The organism is Dehalogenimonas sp. THU2 (genome assembly GCF_039749495.1).
Lineage (GTDB): Bacteria > Chloroflexota > Dehalococcoidia > Dehalococcoidales > Dehalococcoidaceae > Dehalogenimonas.
In genome coordinates this window covers 17,665-40,643 of record NZ_JBDLLU010000012.1, presented here as the reverse complement: position 1 = coordinate 40,643, position 22,979 = coordinate 17,665, and the positions used below count along the sequence as shown (strand labels likewise).

The following is a 22,979-nucleotide window of genomic DNA, read 5'->3' as shown; positions in this document are numbered from 1 at the left end:
TTTTGGGCAATGATCGATAGTTGCACCATCTGCGTCCTATAAGCCATAATGATAACGAACCTATGGGATTTTTAATTGTCTCAGTTATTGCTATCTACCTTGCGATGTGGGTCATTGCCGGAGTTTATCGTCATTTACAATAGACCGGCATTCCGTATCGCGATCTTTCAATCCTGTTCGGAGAATTAGCGTTGAGAATTTTGCTCGTCAATCCCGCGCGCAAGCACATTGAGACGTTTGGCCGCCATAGCGTATTCCCTAACAGCCTGCTCTATATCGCGGCTGTGCTGGAGAAAGCCGGGCATGAGGTCCGCATCTACGACAATCAGGTGGACCTGCGTGAGCCGAAGGATTTTATTGACTTTGCCCCGCAACTGATTGGTTTTTCGGTGCTTTCCGGTCCCAACATCGCTGAAGCTATTCAGCAAACCAAAGACTTCAAGGCGCTGCTACCCGGCGTGAAGACCATCTGGGGTAACGTTCATCCAAGCGTCATGCCGCAACAGACCATCGCCGAAGATTATATCGATTATCTTTGCGTTGGCGCTGGCGAATACCTTATGGTGGAACTGGCTAACCATCTCGAAACCGGCACGCCTTCGATCGATAAGATCAAGGGGTTGGTATGGAGGGATGGCGTAAAGGTCATTACCAACGAGCCGAGCGATTTCATCAAAAACCTCGACGAACTGCCGGACCCAGCGTGGCATTTGATCGATGTGCTCAGCTACTGGGAAAAATCCCTCAATACATCCCGCGGCTGCCCTTCCAAGTGTACTTTCTGCTATTCGCCGCTCTTCTATAAGGGGTACTCTGGCGACCTGTCCGCCGAACGTATCGTCAGCCAGATCGAACACCTGAATAAAACCTACAATGTAAAATTCATGCGTTTTTTCGAGGATACGTTTACCTGCAATCGAGACCGGCTGCGCAGGTTTTGCGAGTTGATGGTCGAACGCAAGGTGCCGGTGCAATGGGACTGCGACTCCCGGATCGGACTGGCCGATGAAGACATCGCGCTGATGTCGAAGGCTGGCTGTCTTTCGGTTGGACTCGGGATAGAGAGCGGATCGCCCCGCGTCATCAAGTTCATCAAAAAGGGCATCACGGTTAAAGCGGTAGAAGAGACCATCGAACGACTCGCCCGCCATAAGATCATGCCCCGTCTTTACTTTATCGCCGAGCTGCCCACCGAAACGGTGGAGGAGTTTAAAGAGACCCAGGACCTTATCAAGAGGCTTGACCAGCCGCCTTACCAGTATATGCCCTACATGCCCTTCCCCGGCACGGTGCTCTATGACTATATCATCAAAGAAGGTCTCATTAAAGAACCGGCTACTTTGGCTGAATGGGCCGGGGTACTGACGTTGCGTGCCATCAATCCGTCGTACCTCAAAGTCCCGCCGGAAATGCTGGATAAAGCGCTAGACGATTTGAGGCACTTCTATTTCCTCCGTCCCCTGCGTTTCGCATTGCGCCATATGCCCTTTTATTTTACCCGTCTGACCCCGACACCGGCTGCGCTGCTCAAAGGAATGAAACGTTTTTATCTGTATTTCAACACCCGCCCGCTGCCGGAGGGCAGTATCAGGGGACAGCTCAGGTGATGCTGTGGCATTTCGAACTTTCTAGGTTGGGAACTTAACTTAGAATGCGTATCTTGCTGGTCAATCCTGCTAAAAGGTTCAAAGGATTCCTCGGAAAAACCCGGTCATTACAGCCGACGGTGCTGCCGAATTCCCTGCTGTATATCGGCGCGGTGCTAGAAAAAGGCGGACACCAGGTTCAAATCTGGGATCAGCAGGTTGACGATCGCCAGCCAGCCGATTTCCTTAGAGATTTTGATCCGCAGCTGGTGGGTTTCTCTGTCTCCGTCGGCGGCATTATTTATGAAGCTATCGACCAGTCCCGGGAATTCAAGCGCATCAACCCGGACATTAAGATCGTTTGGGGCAATGTTCACCCCAGCATGTTGACGGAACAGACCCTGGCCGAGGACTATGTCGATTTCGTGGCCATCGGTCCGGGTGAATACACGCTGCTGGAACTGGCCGAACACCTCGAAAAAAGCCAGCCTCCTCATCTCACTGACATCAAAGGCTTGGCGTTCAAGGAGAACGGACAGGTCGTAATAAACCCTGATCGTCCTTTCATCAAAAACCTCGACGAACTGCCGGATCCTTCCTGGCACTTGGTGCCGATGGATGATTACTGGGAGAAATCTCTCAATACATCCCGCGGTTGCCCTTCGAAATGTATTTTCTGTTACAATCCGCCCTTTCACAAAGGTCAGCTCGGTGAGTTTTCCGCCGACCGTATTGTCGGGCAGATGGAGATACTCAAGGGAAGATACGATGTGACCCTGTTCCGCTTCTTTGAGGATGACTTCTGCCACAACCGGCCGCGGCTTCATCGCTTCTGCCAACTGGTCATCGATAAAAAGATGAAGATTCGCTGGGATTGCGACGCCCGTGCCGGCCTGACCGAAGAAGACGTGCGACTGATGAAGCAGAGCGGTTGCGCCTCGGTGGGTTTCGGGGTGGAGAGCGGTTCGCCGCGGCTTCTCAAATTCATTCGTAAAACAGCGCGACTGGAAGACATCAAGGAAACCTTCAAACTGCTGGTCAAATACAAGATACTGCCCAAATTATATCTTATCTCCGAACTGCCCACCGAAACTATCGAGGACTTTGAGGCTACAAAGCAATTGATCCGGGAATTGGGCAACCCGCCTTACCAATATGTCAGCTTCCTGCCTTATCCCGGCACGGAGCTTTATAATTATTGCGTCCAGCGGGGGCTGGAACCGCCGAAAACGACAGAAGAATGGGCAGCTTTCATTTCTCAGCCTGATTGCGGTATAAAATGGGGTGAAGTTCCCCGGGAAATGACCGCCGAATTCAAGCGGAAGTTGGTAAAATACTATTTCTGGCGGCGGACCAGCTTTGCCCTGAGGCATGGGATGTTCGCTTTTTATCTGCCTGTGAACATGAGCCCGAAGGAAATTCTGCGGGTCATTCGCTTCTGGTGGCGTTACTACGTTACTCGCCCGCTTCACGGATAAGATATGGAACCGGTATCGAAGATAACATCGCGTGAACCGATTGGGGAATTTCACGGCATCAAAGCCGAGATTGTCAGCCATTGTGTCTGGGATTATCCGGCCAACACCCTCGTCCTTAGGCTGCCGCAACCGAAATGGGTACTGTGCGCCTACCAGGGCTATCGTAAAGTCTCGGCGGTACTGAACTGTTACCACCCTAAAGAATCCTGGCATACCGTGGACAATACCAGGCGGACCTATTGGGAATACACCCGATGGGTTCACCGCGAGATGATCAAACAGGTGGCACCCGGTGAAAAGACGGCACTCCTTTTCACCGGTGTGGACATGCACAAGCACGTCATGGTCGAGGAAACCTATGAGGAGTTGTGGGTGCAGGCCTGGGTGACCGCCGGTGTCAGGACTAACGCCATCCGGGTTGGCCGCGACTCAGCCTTCGGTATCGAGCGCTGTGGCCTCTGGCAGCCGTTCGGTACCATCAACATCATCGTACTGACCTCCGCCGATATGGGGCAGGCGGCCATGGCCTCCAGTTTCATCACAATCACCGAGGCCAAGACTGCGGCTCTTCAGGATCTGGACATCAGAAGTTCTTATAATCCCCAATGGCAGGCCACCGGCACCAGCACCGACCAAATCTGCATTGTGCCTGGCAACGGCGACCGCTGCTTCTACGTTTCAGGGCAGGTCAAACTTGGTGAACTGATTGCACGGGCGGTCACCCGCGGTGTTTCTGAGGCGATCAACAAGGTACGCTCCGAGAACCAATAAGAAATCAGAGGGCATTTCTGGTCATTTATCAGCTTTCCTATCGTAATGCCTGTGTTATAATAATTCGAAATCGTTAAGTCAGGAGAGTTGTTATGCTCGGAGCCATCGCCGGAGACATTATTGGCTCTGTGTACGAGTTCAATAACACCCGGCGGTATGACTTCGAACTATTTTCCCAGCATTCCCGTTTTACCGATGACACTGTCCTGACCGTGGCCGTCGCCGATTGTCTCCTTCATGGCAGGGACTACGCTCGCACCATACAGGAATACGGCAACCGCTATCCCGACCGCGGTTATGGTGGCCGTTTCTCCGAGTGGCTTGGATCGGATGACCGTAAGCCCTATAACAGCTTCGGCAATGGTTCGGCGATGCGCGTATCGCCGGTTGGTTTTGCCTGTGACACCCTGGATGAGGTCCTGGTGGAAGCCCGGCGCAGTGCCGAGGTGACCCACAACCACCCGGAAGGCATCAAGGGCGCTCAGGCGGTGGCCGCCGCTATCTTCCTGGCCCGCCGGGGCTGGGACAAGCCTTACATCAGGGAGTACATCACCGACGCTTTCGGTTATAAGCTGACCCGGACGATCGAGGAGATCCGGCCGCGCTATAGTTTCGATGAGACCTGCCAGGGTTCAGTACCCCAGGCTATCACCGCCTTTCTCGAATCCAAGGGTTACGAAGATGCGGTGCGGCAGGCGGTCTCCCTCGGCGGGGATTCGGACACCATCGCCTGCATCGCGGGAGGCATCGCCCAGGCATATTACGGGTGTGTGCCGGTGGCCATCGCGGTGGAAGCCAGGCAGCGCCTCGACCCGCCGCTGCTGCGCACCATCGATGAGTTCAACGAGAGGTTCAAGCTGTGAGAAACCGCTCCGCTAAATTATTAACCAAGTCCAAATTCATGGCCGGGCTACAATGCCCGCGTTACCTGTGGGTCTATGTCAACGAGCCGAAGCGGATCCCCCAGCCGGATATGGTGACCCAGCATACCTTCGACCAGGGACACGAGGTCGGGGATATGGCCAAGCGGCTGTTTCCCGGTGGCGTCGATATGGCCGGACTCGGGTTCCGGGAGATGCTGACTGAAACGGCGGCGCGCCTGGCTGACGGTAAGCCCCTCTTTGAAGCCGCGGTGCAGTCAGGGCAACTTTATGCCCGCATCGACATCCTTAACCCGTCGGAGGACGGTGGCTGGGATATCATCGAGGTCAAGAGCAGCACCTCGGTCAAAGACGAGAACAAGGCCGACGTGGCTTTCCAGCGCTATGTCTGCGTCCAGTCGGGCATCCGGATCAACCGCTGCTTTCTGATGCATATCAACCGGGACTTCGTGAAGCAGGGTGAGATCGACCCCGCCGCCCTGCTCATCGCCGAGGAAATCACCGAGGACGTCGCCGAACTGGCTGGAGGCATGGCCGATATGGTGGACGACATGCTTGAGACCATGGCCGGACCGTGTCCCGACCCTGACATCGGACGGACCTGCGACGCTCCCTACAGTTGCCCGCTGAAGACCGAGTGTTGGGCGGCGATGCCGGAGCATCCGGTAACGGACCTTTATCGTATCGGCGCCAAAGCTGATGAACTTCTCCGGAGCGGCGTGACCGCCATCGCCGATATCCCCGCGGATTTTAAACTCAACGAGAAGCAGGTTATCCAGCGCACCTGCGTCGAGTGCGGCCAACCGCATATCGATTACGAGGGCATCGCCACGTTTTTGGAGACCCTAAGCTACCCGCATTACTACCTCGATTTCGAGACCTTCGCCACGGCAATACCACTGTTCGACGGCATGTGGCCGTACCAAAATATCCCTTTCCAGTTCTCGCTCCACGCCGTCGCCGCAGAAGGGAAGGCTCTGGAGCACCGCCATTTCCTGGCCCGCGGCGGCCACGATCCCCGCCCGGAATTCCTCGCCGCCCTTAAAGCTGCCATGGGGGAGGGCGGCAACGTCGTCGTCTATAACCAGAGCTTCGAGCAGGGGGTACTGAAGGACCTGGCGGCGGCCTTCCCGGAATACGGCGGATGGGTGGATGACGTCGTATCCCGCATGGTGGATCTCATCGTGCCTTTCCGCGCTTTCCACTACTACCACCCCGCCCAGCGCGGCAGCGCCTCCCTGAAATACGTCCTGCCCGCCCTGACCGGCATCGGCTACGACGACCTGAACATCGGCAACGGACAGATAGCCAGCCTTCGCTTCATGGCCGCCGTTTTTGGCGGCATGCCGGAGGCTGAGAGAGCGCAGGTCTTCACCGACCTCCTGGAGTATTGCGGCCAGGATACGGAAGGGATGGTTCGCATCGTCGAGAGGCTTCGAGAATTCGCGCCTGATTGGCCAAAATCCTAAATCCGAATATCGAAATCCGACAGACTGCTTGACATGTTGCTCCACTTGATGCGGTATTTTACGTAACACGGTAGTTGATTGCAGCCGATTCGTTGTTGCTGGAAGGGTAGAGTGATTCAAAAAAGAAAAGCGCCCCGGGGTGAGCGGGGCGCTTTTTCATATGGAGGAGGCGGGAACTAGTTGATGTTGAAGATGACCTGCACCTGGATGAAGATATCGGTCTCACCGGGCAGGATGGGGGTGACGGATGACTCGGCGCCGGCTTTGGCGTCAAAGGACGGGGTGGGCATTGCGATTCGGCCGCTGCCGCTGGAGCTGTCCGAGACGAAGCTGATCTGACCCAGGCTGACGCCGGTGACGTTGGCGATCTGTTCGGCCTTGGCCTTGGCATCCAGCAGGGCCAGTTCACGGGCCTGCGCTTCCAGGGCGGTAGTGTTTTCGATGGTGAAGTAGATGTTGTTGACCCGGATGACATCACCGGCTACGGCTACGACGGCATCGATGATCGGGCCGGCGTTAGCGATGACACGGACCTTGACCTCAACGTTGTTGGACACCTGGTAACCCCGGATGGTGCTCTTGCCGGTGTCGCGGTCGTAATCATACACGGGATAGACGTTGAAGTACTGGGTCTTGATGTCCTTGTCGGCCACACTCTGGCCTTTCAGGGTGGCTATCAGGGATTCCATGGCTGCGGCGGCCTTCTGGTTGGCCTCAGTGATGGTGGCGGCCTCCACTTGGACGCCAAGAGACAGATTGGCGGTATCCGGAGTGGCGGTCACTTTACCGGTGCCGTTGACCCAGATGCCGACCTGTTGCGTGGTGTTGATGACCTCGCCGGATTGAGCCGCCGCCCAACCGGTCGCTCCGATGCCCAGCGCTACGATCAGTATCGCTGAGACCAGGATGGTAATTCCCCTTTTCATTTCCTGTTCTCCTTTTCTGTTTAGTGGGTTTCATAGAGTATAACGGCGGAGCTGGGGGTTGGGATAGGGGGCGCGTCAAAGAATTTCCAGAAATTGGAGTTTGGCGGATGGTTCTCGATAGAATTTGAAGGCGACTAAGGGATTATTGATTAATAATTAGGTAAAGGTACGGATATCTTTCCGCCGCCCGGCCGTGTATCCTGATGCCTGAGATAAAGTGAAACTCTAAAGGATGATAGTGAATGTACAAGTTAACCGAGATGCAGGAAGGCCAGTCAGCAAGGGTGTTGAAGATCAAAGGCAGCCCGGATTTCCATCGTTGGTGTTAGCGGACAGGACTGAAGATCAACGGCGTGATCGAGATAAGAAGCATCATTCCCATGGTATTCAACCAGAATGGGATCGGTCATCGCTCCACCTTGCTGGAAATCATGGTCAACGGTCACCTGATGAAACTGACTTCCGAGGAAGCATGCAGGTTGGAGATTGAGCCGCTGACCCCGGTAGCCGGTTCCGTCAGGGTTATGGAAGCTGCATGCCGGTAAACCATCGGATGTGATGGTTAAAAAGACCGGTCTAGCCTGGTACCGGAACGAGGGAGATGAAGCCTCCCTCGTTCATTGTTTTTTACGGACACGGGCAAAGAATGCCGTTAACCGTCCCAGGAATTGTTGACGCGGCGGCTCCGGCTGTTATAATTAGGAAAATTCTGGAGACATTTTGAAAGCACTTAAAGCGGCACTTATAGAGATCGCCTATGTCCTTGTCGGGGCGCTGGCTATCTTCATTATCTTTCAGTTTACCTTACAGAATTCCATCGTCGAAGGCACCAGCATGGAGCCTAACCTGATGGATGAGGACCGGCTGCTGGTCAGCAAGGTTAGCTATGCTTTCAGCGAGCCAGAACGCGGCGATATCATCGTCTTTCCCTCACCCTACGAGGATGGGCGCGAATTCATCAAACGTATCATCGGCATGCCGGGTGACACGGTCGAGGTCAGGAACGGCATCATTTTCATCGACGGCCAGGAACTCGACGAACCCTACATCGTCAACCGCGACAACCGCTCATACCCCGCTGTGACCATTCCCGAGGGCGAATACTACGTCCGGGGCGACAACCGACCGGTGAGCCTGGATTCTTCCCAGGGCTGGACGGTCAGCCGCGAGGATATTCACGGCAAGGCCTGGGTGGTCTTCTGGCCTCTCGGCAGTTTCGGCGGCGCCCCCAACCATGAGTTCGAAGAGATCGTTGCCGGGGTGCTGCTCGTGCCGGTGTTATTACTGTTCCCGGCCCGGCGGGTTTACGGCAAGATCAGGGAGAATATAAATTAACGACGTCGAAGAATTATTCATCCGGTCCGGTGCACGACTGGACGGACATTTCCTGCTGACCTCCGGCCTGCACTCGCCGGTCTATTGGGAGAAATTCCGGGTCATCGAAAACCCGGCGGCGGCGGTGCCGCTGTGCGGTATGATCGCTGAACATTTCAAAAATAAAGACATCGAACTTGTCGTCGGCCCCACCACCGGCGGCATCATCCTGGCCTTCGAGGTTGCCCGCCAGATGGGACTGCCGGCGGCCTTTGCAGAGAAAATGGCTACCGGCGAGCGCGAGTTCCGCCGCGGTTTCAAGATCAAGCCGGGCGAGCGCATTCTCATCGTCGATGACGTGCTGACCACCGGCAAAAGCGTGCGCGAGGTCATCGACGCGGTCAACAAACAGCAGGGTGACATCGTCGGCATCGGCGTGCTGGTGGACCGCTCGGAACACCAGCATGACTTCGGCGCGCCGCTTTTTGCCTGCCTGCGCGCCGTCACCCCGGCCTATGAGCCGGAGGACTGCCCGCTGTGCCGGTCGGGCGTCCCGCTAAAAAAACCCGGGAGCAGCTAGTGGACACGGTGCTCATCATCGTCCTGGTGGTGGTGGCCGCCTTCCTCATCATCACCGTCAACTATTACATGATCAAATGGCGTTTCGAGGCGCGTTTCCGGGAGTGGCAGGCGCAGGAGCAGGCCTACTGGAAAGCGGAGATCGGCCACTCCTCAAAACAGGCGGTAACCCAGAGCCGGGCGGTGCTGGGGGGCAAGTTCACCGAGCAGATGGCGCCCTTCCTCCCCGAGTTCAAATACGATCCCACCGAGGCCCGCTTCATCGGCAGTCCCATCGACTTCGTCGTCTTCCCCGGCCTGTCCAGCGGCGACCCCAAGGAAGTGGTCATCGTGGAGGTCAAAAGCGGCAAGAACTGCGTGCTGACCCCCGCCGAGCGCAAGATCAGGCAGCTTATCGAGGACGGCATGGTGAGATGGGAGCTTATCGAGCGAAGGTGTCAGCCTGACGGCGACGAAACATTGGAATAAGCATTATCCATGCCGAATTCCCTTGCCATCAGACCTTTCGCCGAAGATGATCTGCCGGACCTCCTCCGCCTGATCCATAACACCGTTGAACGTTCCTACGGACTACACTACACCCCCGCGGTCATCCAGCTTTTCATCAAATTTCATTCGGCGGAAAACATTCGCAAGGACGCCGCCGCCGGGGACATCGTCATCGGCTGGATAGATAACGAACCGGTGTCTACCGGCAGCCTCATCGGCGGCTATGTATCGAGGGTATTTGTCCGTCCGGAGTATCAGGGTAAGGGCTACGGCAGATCGATAGCCGTTGAACTGGAGAGGCTGGCGGCGGGGCGGGGGATCGAATCGTTGGAACTCGACGCTGCGATAGGGTCTCGCCATTTCTGGCAATCTCTGGGCTACGAGGTCAAGTCTCATGAGGTGGAGCTGGTGGAGGGGGAACCGCTGGAGTATTACAAGATGACCAAGCGGTTGGAAAATTCTACCCGGTAGGACCCTTAGGGGATTGCTTCTACAGGGCACTTTTTAATAGAGCGATTATATCGGCTTTACCGGGCACCTTACCCGATAGGACCACTTTTTCATCGATCACCAGCGCGGGAGTCATCATCACCGGGTAAGCCATTATTTTAGTGATGTCTTTGACTTTTTCGATTTCGGCGTCAAGGCCTAATTCCTTTACCGCGTCGCGGGTTACGGCTTCCAGCTGGTTACACTTGGGGCACCCGGTACCCAGAATTTTAATTTTCATAGTTCAATACTCCTATCTTCTAGAACATTCCGAAGATCATGCCCGCTAATGTAGATGATACAACGACCAGGCCAACATAGGTGAACGCCCGTTTATTGCCCATTATCTTACGTATAACCAGCATACTGGGCAGTGACAGCGCCGGGCCTGCCAGCAGCAACGCTAGAGCAGGGCCTTTGTCCATGCCTAATTCCAGAAAGGCCTTCAGGATGGGGACTTCGGTCAGCGTGGCGAAGTACATCAGCGCGCCAAAAACGGATGCCAGGATATTTGAAGACAAGTTGCTCTCGCCTACCGCCCCGGTAATAAGGTCCGCCGGAATGATGGTCCTGATAACCCCAGCCAGGAACACGCCGCCGATAAGCCAGGGAAAGATCAGTTTTACGAAAGCCCAGGTTTCCCGGAGCCAGTGTTTGATCTCATCAAGGTTGAAATAGCGCCGGAGAACCAAGCCCAACGCGACGAGCAGGAGAATGGTTACCGGCCAATTGGCGGCGGAGGCGAAGATTAGGATGCCGACCAGTGTGCCGAAAAAAAGGAGCGTCTGCCATAACCGTTTGGAATCATCACCGTCGCTGGCAAACAGTTCGGAAGCTGGTTGGTTTTCAGAGTCTTTACGGAAAAGGTAAGCCATGATTAAGCCGATGACGATAGCCAGCGATACCGCGGCGATAGCCCGGGCTAAGCCGATATCCCAACCAAGCAAGCGGGCAGAATAAACGATAGCCAGTATGTTGATAGCCGGACCGGAGAACAGGAAGGTTGTGGCCGGACCGATACCACCGCCGCGTTTGTAGATACCGGCAAAGAGCGGCAAAACCGTACAGGAACAAACGGCCAGAATACTGCCGGAAACCGAGGCGACGCCATAACTCAGGAACTTGTTGGCCTGGGGGCCGAAGTATTTCAGCACTGCTGGAGCTGAGATGAACACAGCAACGCCACCAGCGATGAAGAAGGCAGGCACCAGGCAGGTCAGTACGTGTGCCGATAGATAGTCGAAGAGAGAAGCGACGCCGCCTGAAAGCATATTTAAGATGAAGTCCAAATTACAATCGTCTTACACTATTCAAATTTTACAATTAAAATTGAGGCTTGGGAGGACACGGCACGGCGTGTCCCTTCAAAACGGGAGACCGGGCGGGCGGGTCTCAGACCCGCCCCTACACCCGTGTATGCGCAATGTGCCCCTACGCTGTGGAAGGGTCTACCGCGGCCTTGAGTGCCTGGTCTAGAGCCGCTGCTATCTGGCCTGGCGCGGAGACTGCCACCGACACTACCTGGCCATTCAGTGTGACGACGGGCAGGGCCCAGGTACCGTAGGCGTCGAAAGCCTTGATTACCGGGGCAAAGACCGGGTCATCGGCATCGATGGTTTCAACGTCGATGACGGCCGCGGTCCCGCCGGTCACGCCCTCGACGGCTGTTTTGATCGCTTCAATCGTCTCCGACGATTGTCCCTGGGGGCCTCAGCACGACCCGGATAGAGGGGCAGGGAATACGATGATGTTGACCTGTTGTTCTGACATTTTTATCTCCTTCTATATTTTGTTTACGGTAAACGGCGGCTGAAAATACCGCCGCTGGAAGTAGCGGGCCACATTCACCAAACTTATAAGTACCGGCACCTCCACCAGCGGTCCGATGACGGCAGCGAAGGCGACACCGGAGCCGATGCTGAAGACCGATATGGCCACGGCAATGGCCAGTTCGAAGTTGTTGGAGGCGGCGGTGAAAGAGATGGCCGCCGTCTGGGAATAGTCGGCGCCGATGCGCCGCCCCATGTAGAAGCTCACCAGGAACATGAACACGAAGTAGATCAAGAGCGGTATGGCGATGCGTACCACGTCGAGGGGTAATTCGATGATGACATCGCCCTTGAGGGAGAACATGACGACGATGGTGAAGAGGAGCGCCGTCAGGGTGATGGGGCTGATGCGGGGGATGAACTTGCCTTCGTACCACTTGCGACCCCTGCGCCTCAATAGGAAGTACCGCGTCGCCATGCCGCCGAAGAACGGGATGCCCAGGTAGATTAGCACGCTGCGGGCGATCTCCCCTATGGAAACATTGACGACGGCACCGCCCAAGCCGAACCACTGCGGCGCCACGGTGATGAAGACGTAGGCGTAAACCGAGAAGAACACGATCTGGAAGATGGAGTTGAAAGCCACCAACCCGGCGGCGTACTCGCAGTCGCCTTTGGCTAACTCGTTCCAGACGATGACCATGGCGATGCAGCGGGCTAACCCGATCATGATCAGGCCCACCATGTACTCCGGGAAATCGGCCAGGAAGATGACGGCCAGGGCGAACATCAGGATGGGGCCGATGATCCAGTTCTGTATCAGCGACAGCAGCAACACTTTCCAGTTGCGGAAGACCTTGCCCAGTTCCTCATATTTCACCTTGGCCAGGGGCGGGTACATCATCAGGATGAGGCCGATGGCGATGGGTATCGAAGTTGTGCCTATCGAGAGCGAATCGATAAAATCGCCGAATCCCGGCAGGAAGAATCCCAGGCCGACGCCGGCGGCCATGGCCAGAAATATCCACAGCGTAAGGAACCGGTCCAGGAAAGACAGGGTGGTGGGGCATCCGGCGTCCGGAGTGACGGCGCAGGTTGCGTCGGGCCGGTTCATCATTTCCCCCCGGCGGGTTGGAGGTTCGCCTGTGCCGGCGCCGATGGTTTTTCGCCTGGGTTCATCACTTCGAACTCAGTGCCTTTCAGATAGCGTTCCATCAATAGGCCGATGGCGATGAAAAGCGGGAGTGAAATGAGCGTCCGCGCTAAAGTGAACTCTACGCCCAGGTAGCCGATCTCGATGCCCAGCATTGGGATCTTCATCGAGGAGAAGGCTCCAAGGTAGATGAAAATGTTGCGGACGCTGGTACCTTTCTTGTGAAGGACGTAAGCCACCGGAAAGGCGCCGTAGAGCGGTCCGGCTTGGAGCATGGCCAGGAGGACTACCAGGAACATGCCCTTGACGCCGGAGTCCTTCCCGAGGTGTTTCTGTATTTTTTCCTTGGGCACCCAGACATCAAACAGCCCGACGATGATGAAGATGAAAGGGACGAACGACAGCAACTCGAAGACCGACACCCTGAAATTAGTGAAGACCGTCTTGCCCGGATCGAAACCCAGGGAGAAGGAAACGATAGTCGCTACGCCGAAAGCGGCTAACCAGATATAGGGTTGGTACTTTTTGGCGAGTGTTTTCACAGGACGACTCCGATAGCCAGACCGACGATGATGGCAGCAAAAAAATTGAGTACGTTGCGCGCAATGGCTGCGCGGCGGCCGAGGTATTGTATCTCTAAAGGCAGGGTAACTATGCCGACCATGATCAAAGTGGTCATGAAGGTGGCCACCACGGCATAGGTTGCTCCCTGCTGCAGAAGACCCGAGGCGATGGGGTAGGAAATAAACGGCGGGATAAAGGCGATCGAACCGACGACCGCGGCGACGAAAAAGCCGCCGATACCGGACCCGGCACCGAGGTATTCATCGATGGCACTAGGCGGTATGGCGTACAGAGCTACACTGACGATAATGAGGATGTTGAGAAGAGGCAAAAGCATTTTTCTGAACATCTGCCAGCCTTTCTTGAAGCCGGCGACGGTCTTGTCCCGGTCGAGAAAGAACGACACCGCCGATAGGACGGCAGCCAGGGATATGAAGATGATGGCGTTGCTGCTCAAATTACTCCTTTAATTGACGCCTGTCCGGAATCAGTTCCGGAGGATACCGGGCAGGCGGGTTCTTCGATGTCGGGATGGTTCGATGTACCCAGCCCCGGCAGATCGGCCGGTGGGCAGAGGCGCGCGCTCTCACGCAGGCGGCGGCGGTCGGCAGCCGCCTGGTCATTGTCCTTAAGCGCTTCTTCGACGGCCTGAATGATGAGACCGCGGTGGTCCGCGGCGGCCTCCGGCGACAGATAGTAGATAGTCCATAACCCCTCCCGCCGCTGCGCCAGTAATCCGGCGTCATAGAGCTGCGACAGGTTACGAGAGGCACGGGTCTGGGAAATGGAAAGCGCCTGCATGACCTCGCAGACGCAGCATTCGCGCTCGATGAGCAGGTTCAGGATGCGCAGCCGGGTGGCGTCGGATAACGCCTTCATTAGATCGGCCAGGCGGTCAGGGTTATTGTCTAATATGCGCATATACGCATATATTATAAAGCAAGATCGATTTCCAAGTCAACGGGAGAGCGCGGGCCTGGCTCTGAAGTTCGAATAATCTGATTCTTGATGCGGTAGGAATACAAAAAGGGAGGGGGGAATTCCCCCCTCCCTTGAAGCTCTGGTTGTCGCGGTTTACTGAGTGTTCAGGCCGATCGAACCGTCGATGCCGTACACCGGTACCGGCGTCTCCCAGAAGGTAGCCGGGTCCTTCAGACCATCATGGTAAAAGATGTCGTCCATGTTGCGGAAGAATCCATTGAAGACCGGGGTGGTTGAAGAGACGGCCTTCACTAGCCCATGAACGCCTGCCTTTTCGTATTTTGTGAAGGTGCAGACCGACAGACATTTGCCGGCGTTGCAGGAGTCAGGCAGCATCTTGTAGGCGCGGCACTTGCGTGAATCCTCGAACCAGGCCCGGTGACCCGGGTTGTTCCAGCCGCCGACGACTTCCCAGTAGGGTTCCTTCTCAAAGGAGATGGCGCCCTCACCGCAGGCATCGGCGCATTTCATACAGGTCTTGCAGAAGCGCAGGAAGCCGGCGTCGATCGGTTTTTCATCGGGCAGCGGCATGTCGGTGACGTAGCGGAAGATACCGACCGTCGGGCCGTACTCGGTGGTGATCATGCGGTTCATGCGGCCCATTTCGCCCAAGCCGGACATGACGCCGAAGGCCGGAGCGATACCGGTGCCGTTACCGCCCTCTGACAGGGCGAGGTAACCGAGCGAGCGCATGAACTCCTGGAACTGCTCCTGGATGTTCTGGGCGCGGGAGTAGCGGATCTGCACCTGGAGGGGAGTGGGGTTGCGTTTCCACAATTCCTGACTCTCCTGATTGACGATAGTGACTACCCAGCGACACTTCCTGGGGAAGATCTGTTCGGTGGCCGTCTCCGACGGCTCATCGACATCGGCGAAGATATACTCCTGTTTGTTACCAGGGCCTTTCTCGTACATCAGTTTCATGGTGGTGTCTTCATGGAGCTCTGTGAAACCGACGCTCATGGCGCCGAAGAAGCGCAGAACGGTGCGCAACATTGCGGCGTTCTCTTCCTTGGTGCCTTCCCACGGGGCCACACCCAGTTGCTGCGGGGTCTTGGCCTTCATGGGGCCCATAAACGAATTGGAGACAGCGCCTTGGCCAGCGGAGCCACTGAACGCATAATCGCGTACAGTGTAACCGGCTTTCTTGTCGGCCTTGTAGCCGTCCTCGACCTCTTTTTTCAAGGCTGCACGGCGTTCGGTTTCGGCCTGGTCGATATAGGTGGGCATGTATTTGGCGGCGCTGCCGCGCATGGTGTTGCCCTCGGAGAACTTCTTCATATTAGGCCAGTCAACTTCGGTGGTGGGGGTTTCGACGGTGCGAGCCCACCAGGGGCGTTTAACGGCGCCCTGGGAGATGGCGTCATCGAGATCGACGAAAGAGGGGACGGTGGCGGCGGCGGTGAGGCCGGCGCCCGTCAGGCCTAAAGCCTTCATGAAATCGCGGCGGGTTACGGTAGTGTGATAGGTTTTCATTTTAATACCTTCACGAGGTTGTGTTATTAGGTCCGGCCGTAACGCTGGCGAGCCAACCCTCTGCATTGGCTGCGCCTGGTGGTCTGACCTTACATGACATAATATACACTATTCGCGTGGATGATAATATGACTAAAGTTACAAATACTAATAACAAGGGGGCAATAATTGATACTGGGGCGGGGCGGGACGTTAACCGTGAAAAGGGTAGGATAGCGACCATGCGTTGTGAGTTGGTAACGGCATTGAGTTCATTTCGCTGCGGCTCATAATGACGGTTGGTGGTTACAGGGTTCGGATCAGGGTGTTGAGCGCCGCGGCCAGTTCGACCAGTTTGCCGGTGTCGACGATGTCCACGGTGTCTTTAGGCGTATGGGTGATCGTGGCGCTCAGTTCTACGAATTTATCCGAGGTAACGGCTATGGCGGGGCGACCGGCTTGGACGAAGACCATGTGGTCGCTCTGGTACCATTGGAAACCTTCCATCAGGCCCGGATTTGACTCGATAACCTCCCGTGCTTTCGCCTCGATGCCCGGCGGCAGGTTATAAAAGGAAAGGCAGGTTTTTCCCTCGATGTAACCGGCGGCGTCGATGTTGACGGCGAATAAACCCTCAGGCAGCCGGTCGCTGTAGCGCCGCAGATAGTCCATCTCGCCGCCGGCGCTGTAATTGTCTTCACCGTTGATGGCTGTGATCTCGATCCCCAGAGGTCCCTCGTAGTCTTTCATCAACTCGGCCAGGAGCAGCAGCGTCGCGATCCCTGAGGCGTTATCGATGGCGCCGGGGGTGGTTTCCTTGGTATCTATGTGGGCGCAAACGACTACTTTCGCCGCCGTGCCGGGGTTTTTCCGGGCGATGACGTTCGAAGCCGCTGAAGGGATGCGGCTGGCCTCGACTTTCAAATGAAATACCTCGCCGCCGTGACGCGCGATGGCCTCGCCGGTAGTGTCGGCACAATAAACCGAGGGAATGTCGAAATCCCCGTCCTCGATCATGGGGAACGGGTAGAGCGCCCCGGCCGTTTATCCTCCAGCAGGGTGTAGATTTGCTGATGGTGCTCAGGGTTATAGAAAGTGAAGTTTTTAGGCATCAACTGCTCGGCGGCGATGGCGCCATTGAGGAGCAGTATCTTGTCGCGACACTCGCAACCTGCTAGTTCTTCTACCGTCGAGATCGCCACCAGGTGCGCTTCGACATCGGCAGCCAGCGAGAAAGGGCTGATGAAAACTTCAAAATCATGTTCCTCGCGAGCGAGAGAAACGGCTCCGGTTTCGTGATCCAGGCAGGGGAACGGCGTCGTATCAGTGGCATAACCCCATTGACCGATCGTTTTGGTAAAGAACTCGACGGTGGTCCGGTTGCCGCCGGAACCGGTACGCCGGTGAGGTGGTGCGCAGATGGAGTCTATATAGGTATGTGCTTTACCTGCCAGGATATGTCGTTCCATCGATCAGCTCTCCTTAGCAGATTCGACATCAAAAGGACGCCGAAAGGCGTTCCGGAATGGCGGCTATGACGCATTATATAGGAGTGATACCTATTGCAAAAGGCTAATCGGCGTGATATACTGTTTTGTTAGTTGAAGAGAACCTGTGAAGTGGGTTGAAATCCCACTTTTTTATTGTAAGGAATAATTGAAGGAGGGAGCAAAAACGAGATGAAAAGCGACTTTTTGCTCGCTATCACTCAACTCTCCGCCGAGAAAAACCTCTCCAAAGAGGTGGTTCTGGCGGCGGTGGAAGCGGCGCTTGTCTCCGCTTACCGTAAAGAGAGTTTTGCCCCCAATCAGAACATTCAGGCCAAGATCGATCATCAAACCGGCCGGGTGCGGGTCTGGGCGGAGAAAACGGTCGTGGAGAAGGTAAACGATCCGCGCACCGAAATAACCCTGCCCGAAGCCCGGCGCCTCCAGCCCAGCATTCAACTGGGCGAACCGGTGATCGTCGAGGATACGCCCCATGACGCCGGCCGCATTGCTGCGCAAACGGCCAAACAGGTCATCCTGCAACGCTTGCATGAGGCCGAAAACACCGCCATCGTCGATGAATACGCGGGTAAAGCCGGAGATATAGTTTCCGGCCTGATCCAGCGCGCGGATCCCAAGCAGGTCGTAATCGACCTGGGACGCGCCGAAGCGGTCATGCCGCCGTCGGAACAGGTTCACACGGAACGCTACCGTCCCGGCCAGCGCCTCAAGGTCTACCTGGTAGAGGTGGCCAAGACGGTCAAGGGGGCGGTGGTTGTCGTTTCCCGCTCTCATCCCGGCCTGTTGCGCCGCCTTTTCGAGATGGAGATCCCGGAGATATATTCCGGCATGGTGGAGATCAAATCGGTTGCCCGGGAAGCCGGCGCCCGCTCCAAGGTCGCCGTGGCCGCCCGCCAGACGGGGATCGATCCGGTGGGCTGCTGCGTCGGCTTGCGCGGCATCCGGATTCAGAACATCGTCAGCGAGCTGAATGGTGAAAAGATCGATGTCGTTGCCTGGAACGCCGATCCGGCTATCCTTATCGCCAACGCCTTGAGCCCGGCTCAGGTCGCCAGGGTCATCGTCAACGAAGCTGAGAAATCGGCCACGGCGATCATCCCGGACCGGCAGCAGAGTCTGGCTATCGGCAAAGAAGGACAGAACGTTCGCCTGGCAGTCAAACTGACCGGTTGGCGCATCGATATTAAGAGTATTTCAGATTATGAAGCCGCCCATCCAGCGCCAGCGCCTCAGGTCGCGGTTCCTGTTGTGGAAGTAGTGAAAGCGCCGGAAAAAGCGGTGGAGAAGCCGGTTGAACCGGCCCCGGAGAAAGCGCCGCAGAAACCTGCCGCCAAACCGGTGGAGAAACCCGCGGAAAAAGCCGTCGAGAAGCTGCCGGAACTGCCGCCGGAGACACTGGAACCGGTGCTGGTCAGCGTGCCCCAGGCCGCACCGCCGGTACCCGAGGAAGCCGGTCTCAAGCTCTCGCTCGATATGGCGGAACGGGTTCCGCAGACCCCGGCCGAAAGTAAATCCGGCGTCCGCTTTGCCGAGGATATCCTCGGACGTGCCGCAGAGCGCGCGGAAAAGAAGAAACGCCGGGGCGGCAGGGAAACCGATGATGGCAGCCGGGGCAAGAAGAAACGCAGCGGTGGCGCCGGTGAATTCGATCTAGGTGATGACTACTTCTAAGAGAACACCCCAGCGCACCTGTGTCGCCTGCCGGACCGTCGGCGGCAAACGAGGTCTCCTGCGTGTCGTACGCACCCCGGAAGGCCGGGTGATGACAGACCCCACCGGCAGGGCGTCCGGTCGCGGCGCTTATCTGTGCCGTGAAACCGCTTGTCTCGCCGCCGCCGTCAAAGGCAATCAACTGGAACACGTCTTGAAGGTCAAACTCGCCAAAGAGGACAGGGAGGCACTGAAGGCGGCCATCAGCGAAATCATTAAGGAGCAGTCAAGTGTCTGAAGAAAAAAGAGACAGTTCAACCAATACGGCGCCCGCCCGACCGGTAGTGGAGCTGCCTCCGGCTATCAGCGTCAGGCAATTGTCCGCTACCCTCCGGCAGCATCCCATCGAGGTCATCAAGCAGCTCATGCGTAACGGCATGATGGCCAACATCAACGAAGTGATAGATTTTGAAGCGGCGGCTAAACTGGCCGCTGATTTTGGCATTGAAGCCCGGCCTCAGGCGGTCCGGTCTGCCGCGCTGAAGCGCAAGAGGCCGGAACAGGAAGAACTCAAAAACCTGCCGCTGCGGCCGCCGGTAGTGACCATCATGGGCCACGTCGACCACGGTAAGACGCGCCTCCTGGACGCCATCCGCCAGACTCATGTCATGGAGAGCGAAGCCGGCGGCATTACCCAGCACATCGGAGCCTACCAGGTGGAGATCAAGGGCCAGAAGATCACCTTCCTCGACACCCCCGGCCACGAGGCCTTTACCGCCATGCGCGCCCGGGGCGCCCGCGCTACCGATATCACCATCCTGGTGGTGGCCGCCGACGACGGCATAATGCCCCAGACGCTGGAGGCCATCGACCACGCCCGCGCCGCCGGTGTGCCCATCATCGTGGCCATCAATAAGATAGATAAGCCCGGCGTCAACGCCGACCGCGTCAAGCAGCAACTAGCAGATCAGGGTCTGGTGATCGAAGAATGGGGCGGCGATACCATCGCCGTCGGCACTTCCGCCAAGGAACGCATCGGCATCGACGATCTTCTGGAGAACGTGCTGCTGGTAGCCGAGATCGAGGACCTGCACGCGGACCCCAACGCTTCCGCCACCGGCGTGGTCATCGAGGCCGAGATGGACAAGAATCGCGGCGCCATGGCCACCGTCCTGGTGCAGAACGGCACCCTTAAGGTGGGCGATATCGTGGTGGTTGGCGACATCTTCGGCAAGGTCAAGGCCATGTTCAATGACCAGGGCAAGCAGATCCGCAAGGCCGAACCCTCCACCCCGGCCGCCATCCTGGGCCTCCCGGCGGTACCCGGCGTCGGCGATACTCTTTCCGTAGCCGTCAACGAGCGGCAGGCGCGCCAGTTGCTTTCCGAGAGGACGGCTAAGAAGCCGGCTACCGTCAGCCTGGCCAGCCTCCATGACCAGATCGCCTCCGGCAAGGTCAAAGAGCTCAACATCATTTTGAAAACGGACGTCCAGGGCAGTATCGAACCCATCCGCACCTCGCTGGAGAAACTGGCGACTGAGAACCTGACCGTCCACATCATTCACTCCGGCACCGGCAACGTCACTGAGAACGACATCATGCTGGCCATCGCCTCACACGGCCTGGTCATCGGGTTCTCCACCGGCATCGAATCCGGCGCTCAGCGCCTGGCCGACGCTGAGAAAATCGACGTCCGGCATTACGACATCATCTACAAGCTGATCGAGGAAGTCGACAAGGCTTTGAAGGGTCTGATCGAACCCGAGATCAAGGAGATCATCGAAGGCCGCGCCGAGGTGCGTGCTGTCTTCTCCGCGGGTAAAAAGGCCAACGTGGCCGGCATATACGTCCTTGAGGGCAAAGCCGCCCGCGGCGCCCGCGTCCGGGTGATGCGCGGCGGTGAAGCGCTGGCGGAGAGTCCCATGATTTCGCTGCGCCGCTTCAAGGACGATGTCCGCGAGGTCCTGGCGGGATTCGAAGGCGGCGTTGGGTTGGAGACATTCAACGAATTCCAGGTGGGCGACGTGCTTGAGTTCATCCGCAAGGAGAAAAGCGCTTGAGCCACCGGGTCGAAAGGGTCAACCAGCTGATCCGCGAGGAGATGAGCCGCATCATGCAGCGTGATGTGCGCGATCCCCGCTTTGAGTTTCTTTCGGTGAACGCAGTGGAAACCGCTCCCGACCTGACGTTCGCCAAGATCTACGTCAGTCATCTGACCACCTCGGAGAACAAAGAAGAGATATTGAAGGCTCTGACCGGCGCCAAGAGCTATTTCAGGGGTGAACTGGGTAAGGTTCTGACCCTGCGGCATGTCCCGGAACTGGCCTTCTACTGGGATGATTCCATTGAGCGCGGCGCGCGGCTCAGCCATCTTATTGACGTTGCCAACCAGCCGCCACCGGAACCGCCGAACGATACCTAATTTCTAATACCCAATATCTAAGCAAATCCAAATATCAAAAATCCAAAGGGTGTCTTTTTCGATTCGATCGAAATCTTGGTCAACTCCATGTTTCGGCTATCCGTGAGACTCTGAATTGGCTTGAATAAATCGGTAACAAAAACATTGAGATTCTTCGCTGCCGCTCACAAAGACAACGGGGGGATGGCGGGTATTTGTAGTATTGGTAGTATTTTGAAAAATGGGTCTTAACGGCTGGCTTAACATAGACAAACCCCCCGGCATGACCTCTTATCAGGTCATCGCCCGTTTGAAAAGACTTACCGGGCGTTGTCGCATCGGCCACGCCGGCACTCTGGACCCACTAGCTACCGGGGTGCTCCCGGTGGCGATCGGGCGCGCTACCCGGACGGTGGAATTCCTCCACCAGGTGTCTAAGACCTACCGCGCCGTTATCGAATTTGGCGTGACCACCGATACTTATGACGCCGAAGGCGCTGTCACCGCGCGCGCCGATGCTTCAAATATCGACCGGAGTGCCGTCGAAGCCGCCCTGAAATCATTTGTGGGTAAGATAGAGCAGGTACCGCCGATCTACAGCGCCCTTAAGCAAAACGGCCGCCCCATGTACGATATGGCCCGCCGCGGCGAAGCTGTAGAAGTAAAAGCCCGCCCGGTCACCATTCACTGCCTGATTCTCGTCGATTTCGCCTCACCGCTGGTCACCATCGACGTGGAGTGCGGCGGCGGCACTTACATCCGGTCGCTGGCATATGACCTGGGGCAAGGGCTGGGGGTAGGGGCGCACCTCAAGAGTCTCCGTCGCACCCGTTATGGCATATTTGACATAACACAGTCCATCCCCCTTGACAACCTCTCGTCCCCCGATGACCTGGCCGCTGTTCTTTTACCCGTCGATACGGCGCTCGCAGCCCTGCCGTCGCTTGAACTTGACGAACCTGCCGCCGCTAAAGTCATCTGCGGCGTGGTGACCGAGGAATTGTCAGCCCGGCTAACAGGCAAACAGGCCTACCGGCTTTACCGGACGGACGGGGAACTCCTGGCCGTGGCGGACACGGCCGGTGAGGAATTGAGGCTGAAGGTTTTTATCGCCCACCAGCCGGGCGCTGAGAGCGCGGAGTAAACCGCCGTTGAAAATAAAGACACACAATCTATTCATCTTTTACCCCCACGATGGATTGTGCTATACTTCTTGTTTGATAAAAGATAAAGAGGAAAGACATTGGAAAAACAAGACAAAGTCAGCGTAATCGATGCATTCAAGCGCCATGACAAGGATACCGGCTCCGCCGAGGTACAGGTTGCCATCCTTTCCGCGCGCATCGTTCAGTTGACCGCCCACATGACGGCCAACAAGCAGGACTCTCATACCAAGCGCAATTTGCTGAGACTGGTCGGTCAACGGCGGCGCATGCTTGCCTACCTGAGGCAGGAAGACGCTACCCGCTACCAGGATCTGATCGTTAAGCTCGGCCTGCGCAAGTAACCTGATCCC

27 protein-coding genes are annotated in these 22,979 nt (G+C 56.8%); 16 read left to right on the top strand and 11 right to left on the bottom strand.

Annotated elements, in window-relative coordinates; translation table 11 throughout:
- The first annotated feature begins 191 nt into the window (after positions 1–191).
- The 5 genes from ABFB09_RS07355 to ABFB09_RS07335 all read left to right on the top strand — a co-directional run bounded on the left by ABFB09_RS07355 (position 192) and on the right by ABFB09_RS07335 (position 6,185).
- Positions 192–1,607 carry a radical SAM protein gene (locus tag ABFB09_RS07355; protein WP_347000859.1) on the top strand — a complete coding sequence of 472 codons (1,416 nt, stop codon included), beginning with the start codon at positions 192–194 and terminating at the stop codon, positions 1,605–1,607.
- Between the two features lie 44 nt (positions 1,608–1,651).
- Entirely contained in the window at positions 1,652–3,064 is a 1,413-nt protein-coding gene (locus ABFB09_RS07350) for a radical SAM protein (RefSeq protein ID WP_347000858.1), read from the top strand.
- A 3-nt stretch (positions 3,065–3,067) separates the two neighbouring features.
- Positions 3,068–3,835, top strand: coding sequence for an adenosylcobinamide amidohydrolase (locus tag ABFB09_RS07345; protein WP_347000857.1), 768 nt, complete (start codon positions 3,068–3,070; stop codon positions 3,833–3,835).
- A gap of 92 nt (positions 3,836–3,927) precedes the next feature.
- Positions 3,928–4,698: an ADP-ribosylglycohydrolase family protein gene (locus tag ABFB09_RS07340; RefSeq protein WP_347000856.1), complete on the top strand. Its 771-nt coding sequence runs from the start codon at positions 3,928–3,930 to the stop codon at positions 4,696–4,698.
- A 38-nt stretch (positions 4,699–4,736) separates the two neighbouring features.
- Positions 4,737–6,185 (top strand): DUF2779 domain-containing protein, encoded by a 1,449-nt coding sequence (locus ABFB09_RS07335; RefSeq protein WP_347000855.1) that lies wholly within the window; start codon positions 4,737–4,739, stop codon positions 6,183–6,185.
- A gap of 176 nt (positions 6,186–6,361) precedes the next feature.
- On the opposite strand, the gene ABFB09_RS07330 is transcribed toward ABFB09_RS07335, so the two are convergent.
- Positions 6,362–7,111 carry an SIMPL domain-containing protein gene (locus ABFB09_RS07330; protein WP_347000854.1) on the bottom strand — a complete coding sequence of 250 codons (750 nt, stop codon included), beginning with the start codon at positions 7,109–7,111 and terminating at the stop codon, positions 6,362–6,364.
- Positions 7,112–7,464: 353 nt separating this feature from the next.
- Here ABFB09_RS07330 and ABFB09_RS07325 point away from each other — a divergent pair, with 353 nt between their 5' ends.
- The 5 genes from ABFB09_RS07325 to ABFB09_RS07305 all read left to right on the top strand — a co-directional run bounded on the left by ABFB09_RS07325 (position 7,465) and on the right by ABFB09_RS07305 (position 9,964).
- Entirely contained in the window at positions 7,465–7,656 is a 192-nt protein-coding gene (locus ABFB09_RS07325) for a hypothetical protein (RefSeq protein WP_347000853.1), read from the top strand.
- A gap of 175 nt (positions 7,657–7,831) precedes the next feature.
- On the top strand, positions 7,832–8,446 hold the full coding sequence (gene lepB / locus ABFB09_RS07320; RefSeq protein WP_347000852.1) for a signal peptidase I: 615 nt from the start codon (positions 7,832–7,834) through the stop codon (positions 8,444–8,446).
- Complete coding sequence (gene pyrE / locus ABFB09_RS07315) at positions 8,442–9,005, top strand: orotate phosphoribosyltransferase (RefSeq protein ID WP_347000887.1); 564 nt, start codon at positions 8,442–8,444, stop codon at positions 9,003–9,005. Before lepB ends, pyrE begins: the two co-directional genes overlap by 5 nt.
- Positions 8,963–9,472, top strand: coding sequence for a Holliday junction resolvase-like protein (locus ABFB09_RS07310; protein ID WP_347000851.1), 510 nt, complete (start codon positions 8,963–8,965; stop codon positions 9,470–9,472). Before pyrE ends, ABFB09_RS07310 begins: the two co-directional genes overlap by 43 nt.
- Positions 9,473–9,481: 9 nt before the next feature.
- Positions 9,482–9,964 (top strand): GNAT family N-acetyltransferase, encoded by a 483-nt coding sequence (locus tag ABFB09_RS07305; RefSeq protein ID WP_347000850.1) that lies wholly within the window; start codon positions 9,482–9,484, stop codon positions 9,962–9,964.
- Positions 9,965–9,983: 19 nt separating this feature from the next.
- Here the strand turns inward: ABFB09_RS07305 and ABFB09_RS07300 are convergent, their stop codons facing one another.
- From ABFB09_RS07300 to ABFB09_RS07255, 10 genes are all read right to left on the bottom strand, one after another.
- On the bottom strand, positions 9,984–10,223 hold the full coding sequence (locus ABFB09_RS07300) for a thioredoxin family protein (protein WP_347000849.1): 240 nt from the start codon (positions 10,221–10,223) through the stop codon (positions 9,984–9,986).
- Positions 10,224–10,242: 19 nt separating this feature from the next.
- The gene (locus ABFB09_RS07295) at positions 10,243–11,271 is read right to left on the bottom strand and encodes a permease (protein WP_347000848.1); all 1,029 of its coding nucleotides are present in this window, start codon (positions 11,269–11,271) and stop codon (positions 10,243–10,245) included.
- A gap of 142 nt (positions 11,272–11,413) precedes the next feature.
- A complete protein-coding gene (locus tag ABFB09_RS07290) occupies positions 11,414–11,635 on the bottom strand; it encodes a hypothetical protein (RefSeq protein WP_347000847.1) in 222 nt (73 codons plus the stop codon).
- 129 nt (positions 11,636–11,764) lie between these two features.
- Positions 11,765–12,865, bottom strand: a complete 1,101-nt coding sequence (gene arsB / locus ABFB09_RS07285) for an ACR3 family arsenite efflux transporter (protein WP_347000886.1) — start codon at positions 12,863–12,865, stop codon at positions 11,765–11,767.
- Positions 12,865–13,446: a permease gene (locus tag ABFB09_RS07280; protein WP_347000846.1), complete on the bottom strand. Its 582-nt coding sequence runs from the start codon at positions 13,444–13,446 to the stop codon at positions 12,865–12,867. The genes arsB and ABFB09_RS07280 overlap by 1 nt, the downstream gene beginning before the upstream one ends.
- Positions 13,443–13,925, bottom strand: a complete 483-nt coding sequence (locus tag ABFB09_RS07275; protein ID WP_347000845.1) for a permease — start codon at positions 13,923–13,925, stop codon at positions 13,443–13,445. Before ABFB09_RS07275 ends, ABFB09_RS07280 begins: the two co-directional genes overlap by 4 nt.
- Positions 13,922–14,389 (bottom strand): metalloregulator ArsR/SmtB family transcription factor, encoded by a 468-nt coding sequence (locus ABFB09_RS07270; RefSeq protein ID WP_347000844.1) that lies wholly within the window; start codon positions 14,387–14,389, stop codon positions 13,922–13,924. Before ABFB09_RS07270 ends, ABFB09_RS07275 begins: the two co-directional genes overlap by 4 nt.
- A gap of 153 nt (positions 14,390–14,542) precedes the next feature.
- A complete protein-coding gene (locus ABFB09_RS07265) occupies positions 14,543–15,925 on the bottom strand; it encodes a reductive dehalogenase (RefSeq protein WP_347000843.1) in 1,383 nt (460 codons plus the stop codon).
- Positions 15,926–16,210: 285 nt separating this feature from the next.
- Positions 16,211–16,921, bottom strand: coding sequence for a M28 family peptidase (locus ABFB09_RS07260; RefSeq protein WP_347000842.1), 711 nt, complete (start codon positions 16,919–16,921; stop codon positions 16,211–16,213).
- Positions 16,918–17,373, bottom strand: a complete 456-nt coding sequence (locus ABFB09_RS07255; RefSeq protein WP_347000841.1) for a hypothetical protein — start codon at positions 17,371–17,373, stop codon at positions 16,918–16,920. Before ABFB09_RS07255 ends, ABFB09_RS07260 begins: the two co-directional genes overlap by 4 nt.
- A gap of 210 nt (positions 17,374–17,583) precedes the next feature.
- Between ABFB09_RS07255 and nusA the strand changes: the two genes are divergently transcribed.
- The 6 genes from nusA to rpsO all read left to right on the top strand — a co-directional run bounded on the left by nusA (position 17,584) and on the right by rpsO (position 22,970).
- Complete coding sequence (gene nusA, locus ABFB09_RS07250; RefSeq protein ID WP_347000840.1) at positions 17,584–19,083, top strand: transcription termination factor NusA; 1,500 nt, start codon at positions 17,584–17,586, stop codon at positions 19,081–19,083.
- Entirely contained in the window at positions 19,070–19,360 is a 291-nt protein-coding gene (locus tag ABFB09_RS07245; RefSeq protein ID WP_347000839.1) for a YlxR family protein, read from the top strand. The genes nusA and ABFB09_RS07245 overlap by 14 nt, the downstream gene beginning before the upstream one ends.
- Positions 19,353–21,122: a translation initiation factor IF-2 gene (infB, locus tag ABFB09_RS07240; RefSeq protein WP_347000838.1), complete on the top strand. Its 1,770-nt coding sequence runs from the start codon at positions 19,353–19,355 to the stop codon at positions 21,120–21,122. Before ABFB09_RS07245 ends, infB begins: the two co-directional genes overlap by 8 nt.
- The gene (gene rbfA, locus ABFB09_RS07235) at positions 21,119–21,484 is read left to right on the top strand and encodes a 30S ribosome-binding factor RbfA (RefSeq protein ID WP_347000837.1); all 366 of its coding nucleotides are present in this window, start codon (positions 21,119–21,121) and stop codon (positions 21,482–21,484) included. Before infB ends, rbfA begins: the two co-directional genes overlap by 4 nt.
- 220 nt (positions 21,485–21,704) lie before the next feature.
- Complete coding sequence (gene truB, locus ABFB09_RS07230; RefSeq protein WP_347000836.1) at positions 21,705–22,607, top strand: tRNA pseudouridine(55) synthase TruB; 903 nt, start codon at positions 21,705–21,707, stop codon at positions 22,605–22,607.
- Between the two features lie 99 nt (positions 22,608–22,706).
- Positions 22,707–22,970 (top strand): 30S ribosomal protein S15, encoded by a 264-nt coding sequence (rpsO, locus tag ABFB09_RS07225; RefSeq protein WP_347000835.1) that lies wholly within the window; start codon positions 22,707–22,709, stop codon positions 22,968–22,970.
- Positions 22,971–22,979 lie beyond the last annotated feature (9 nt).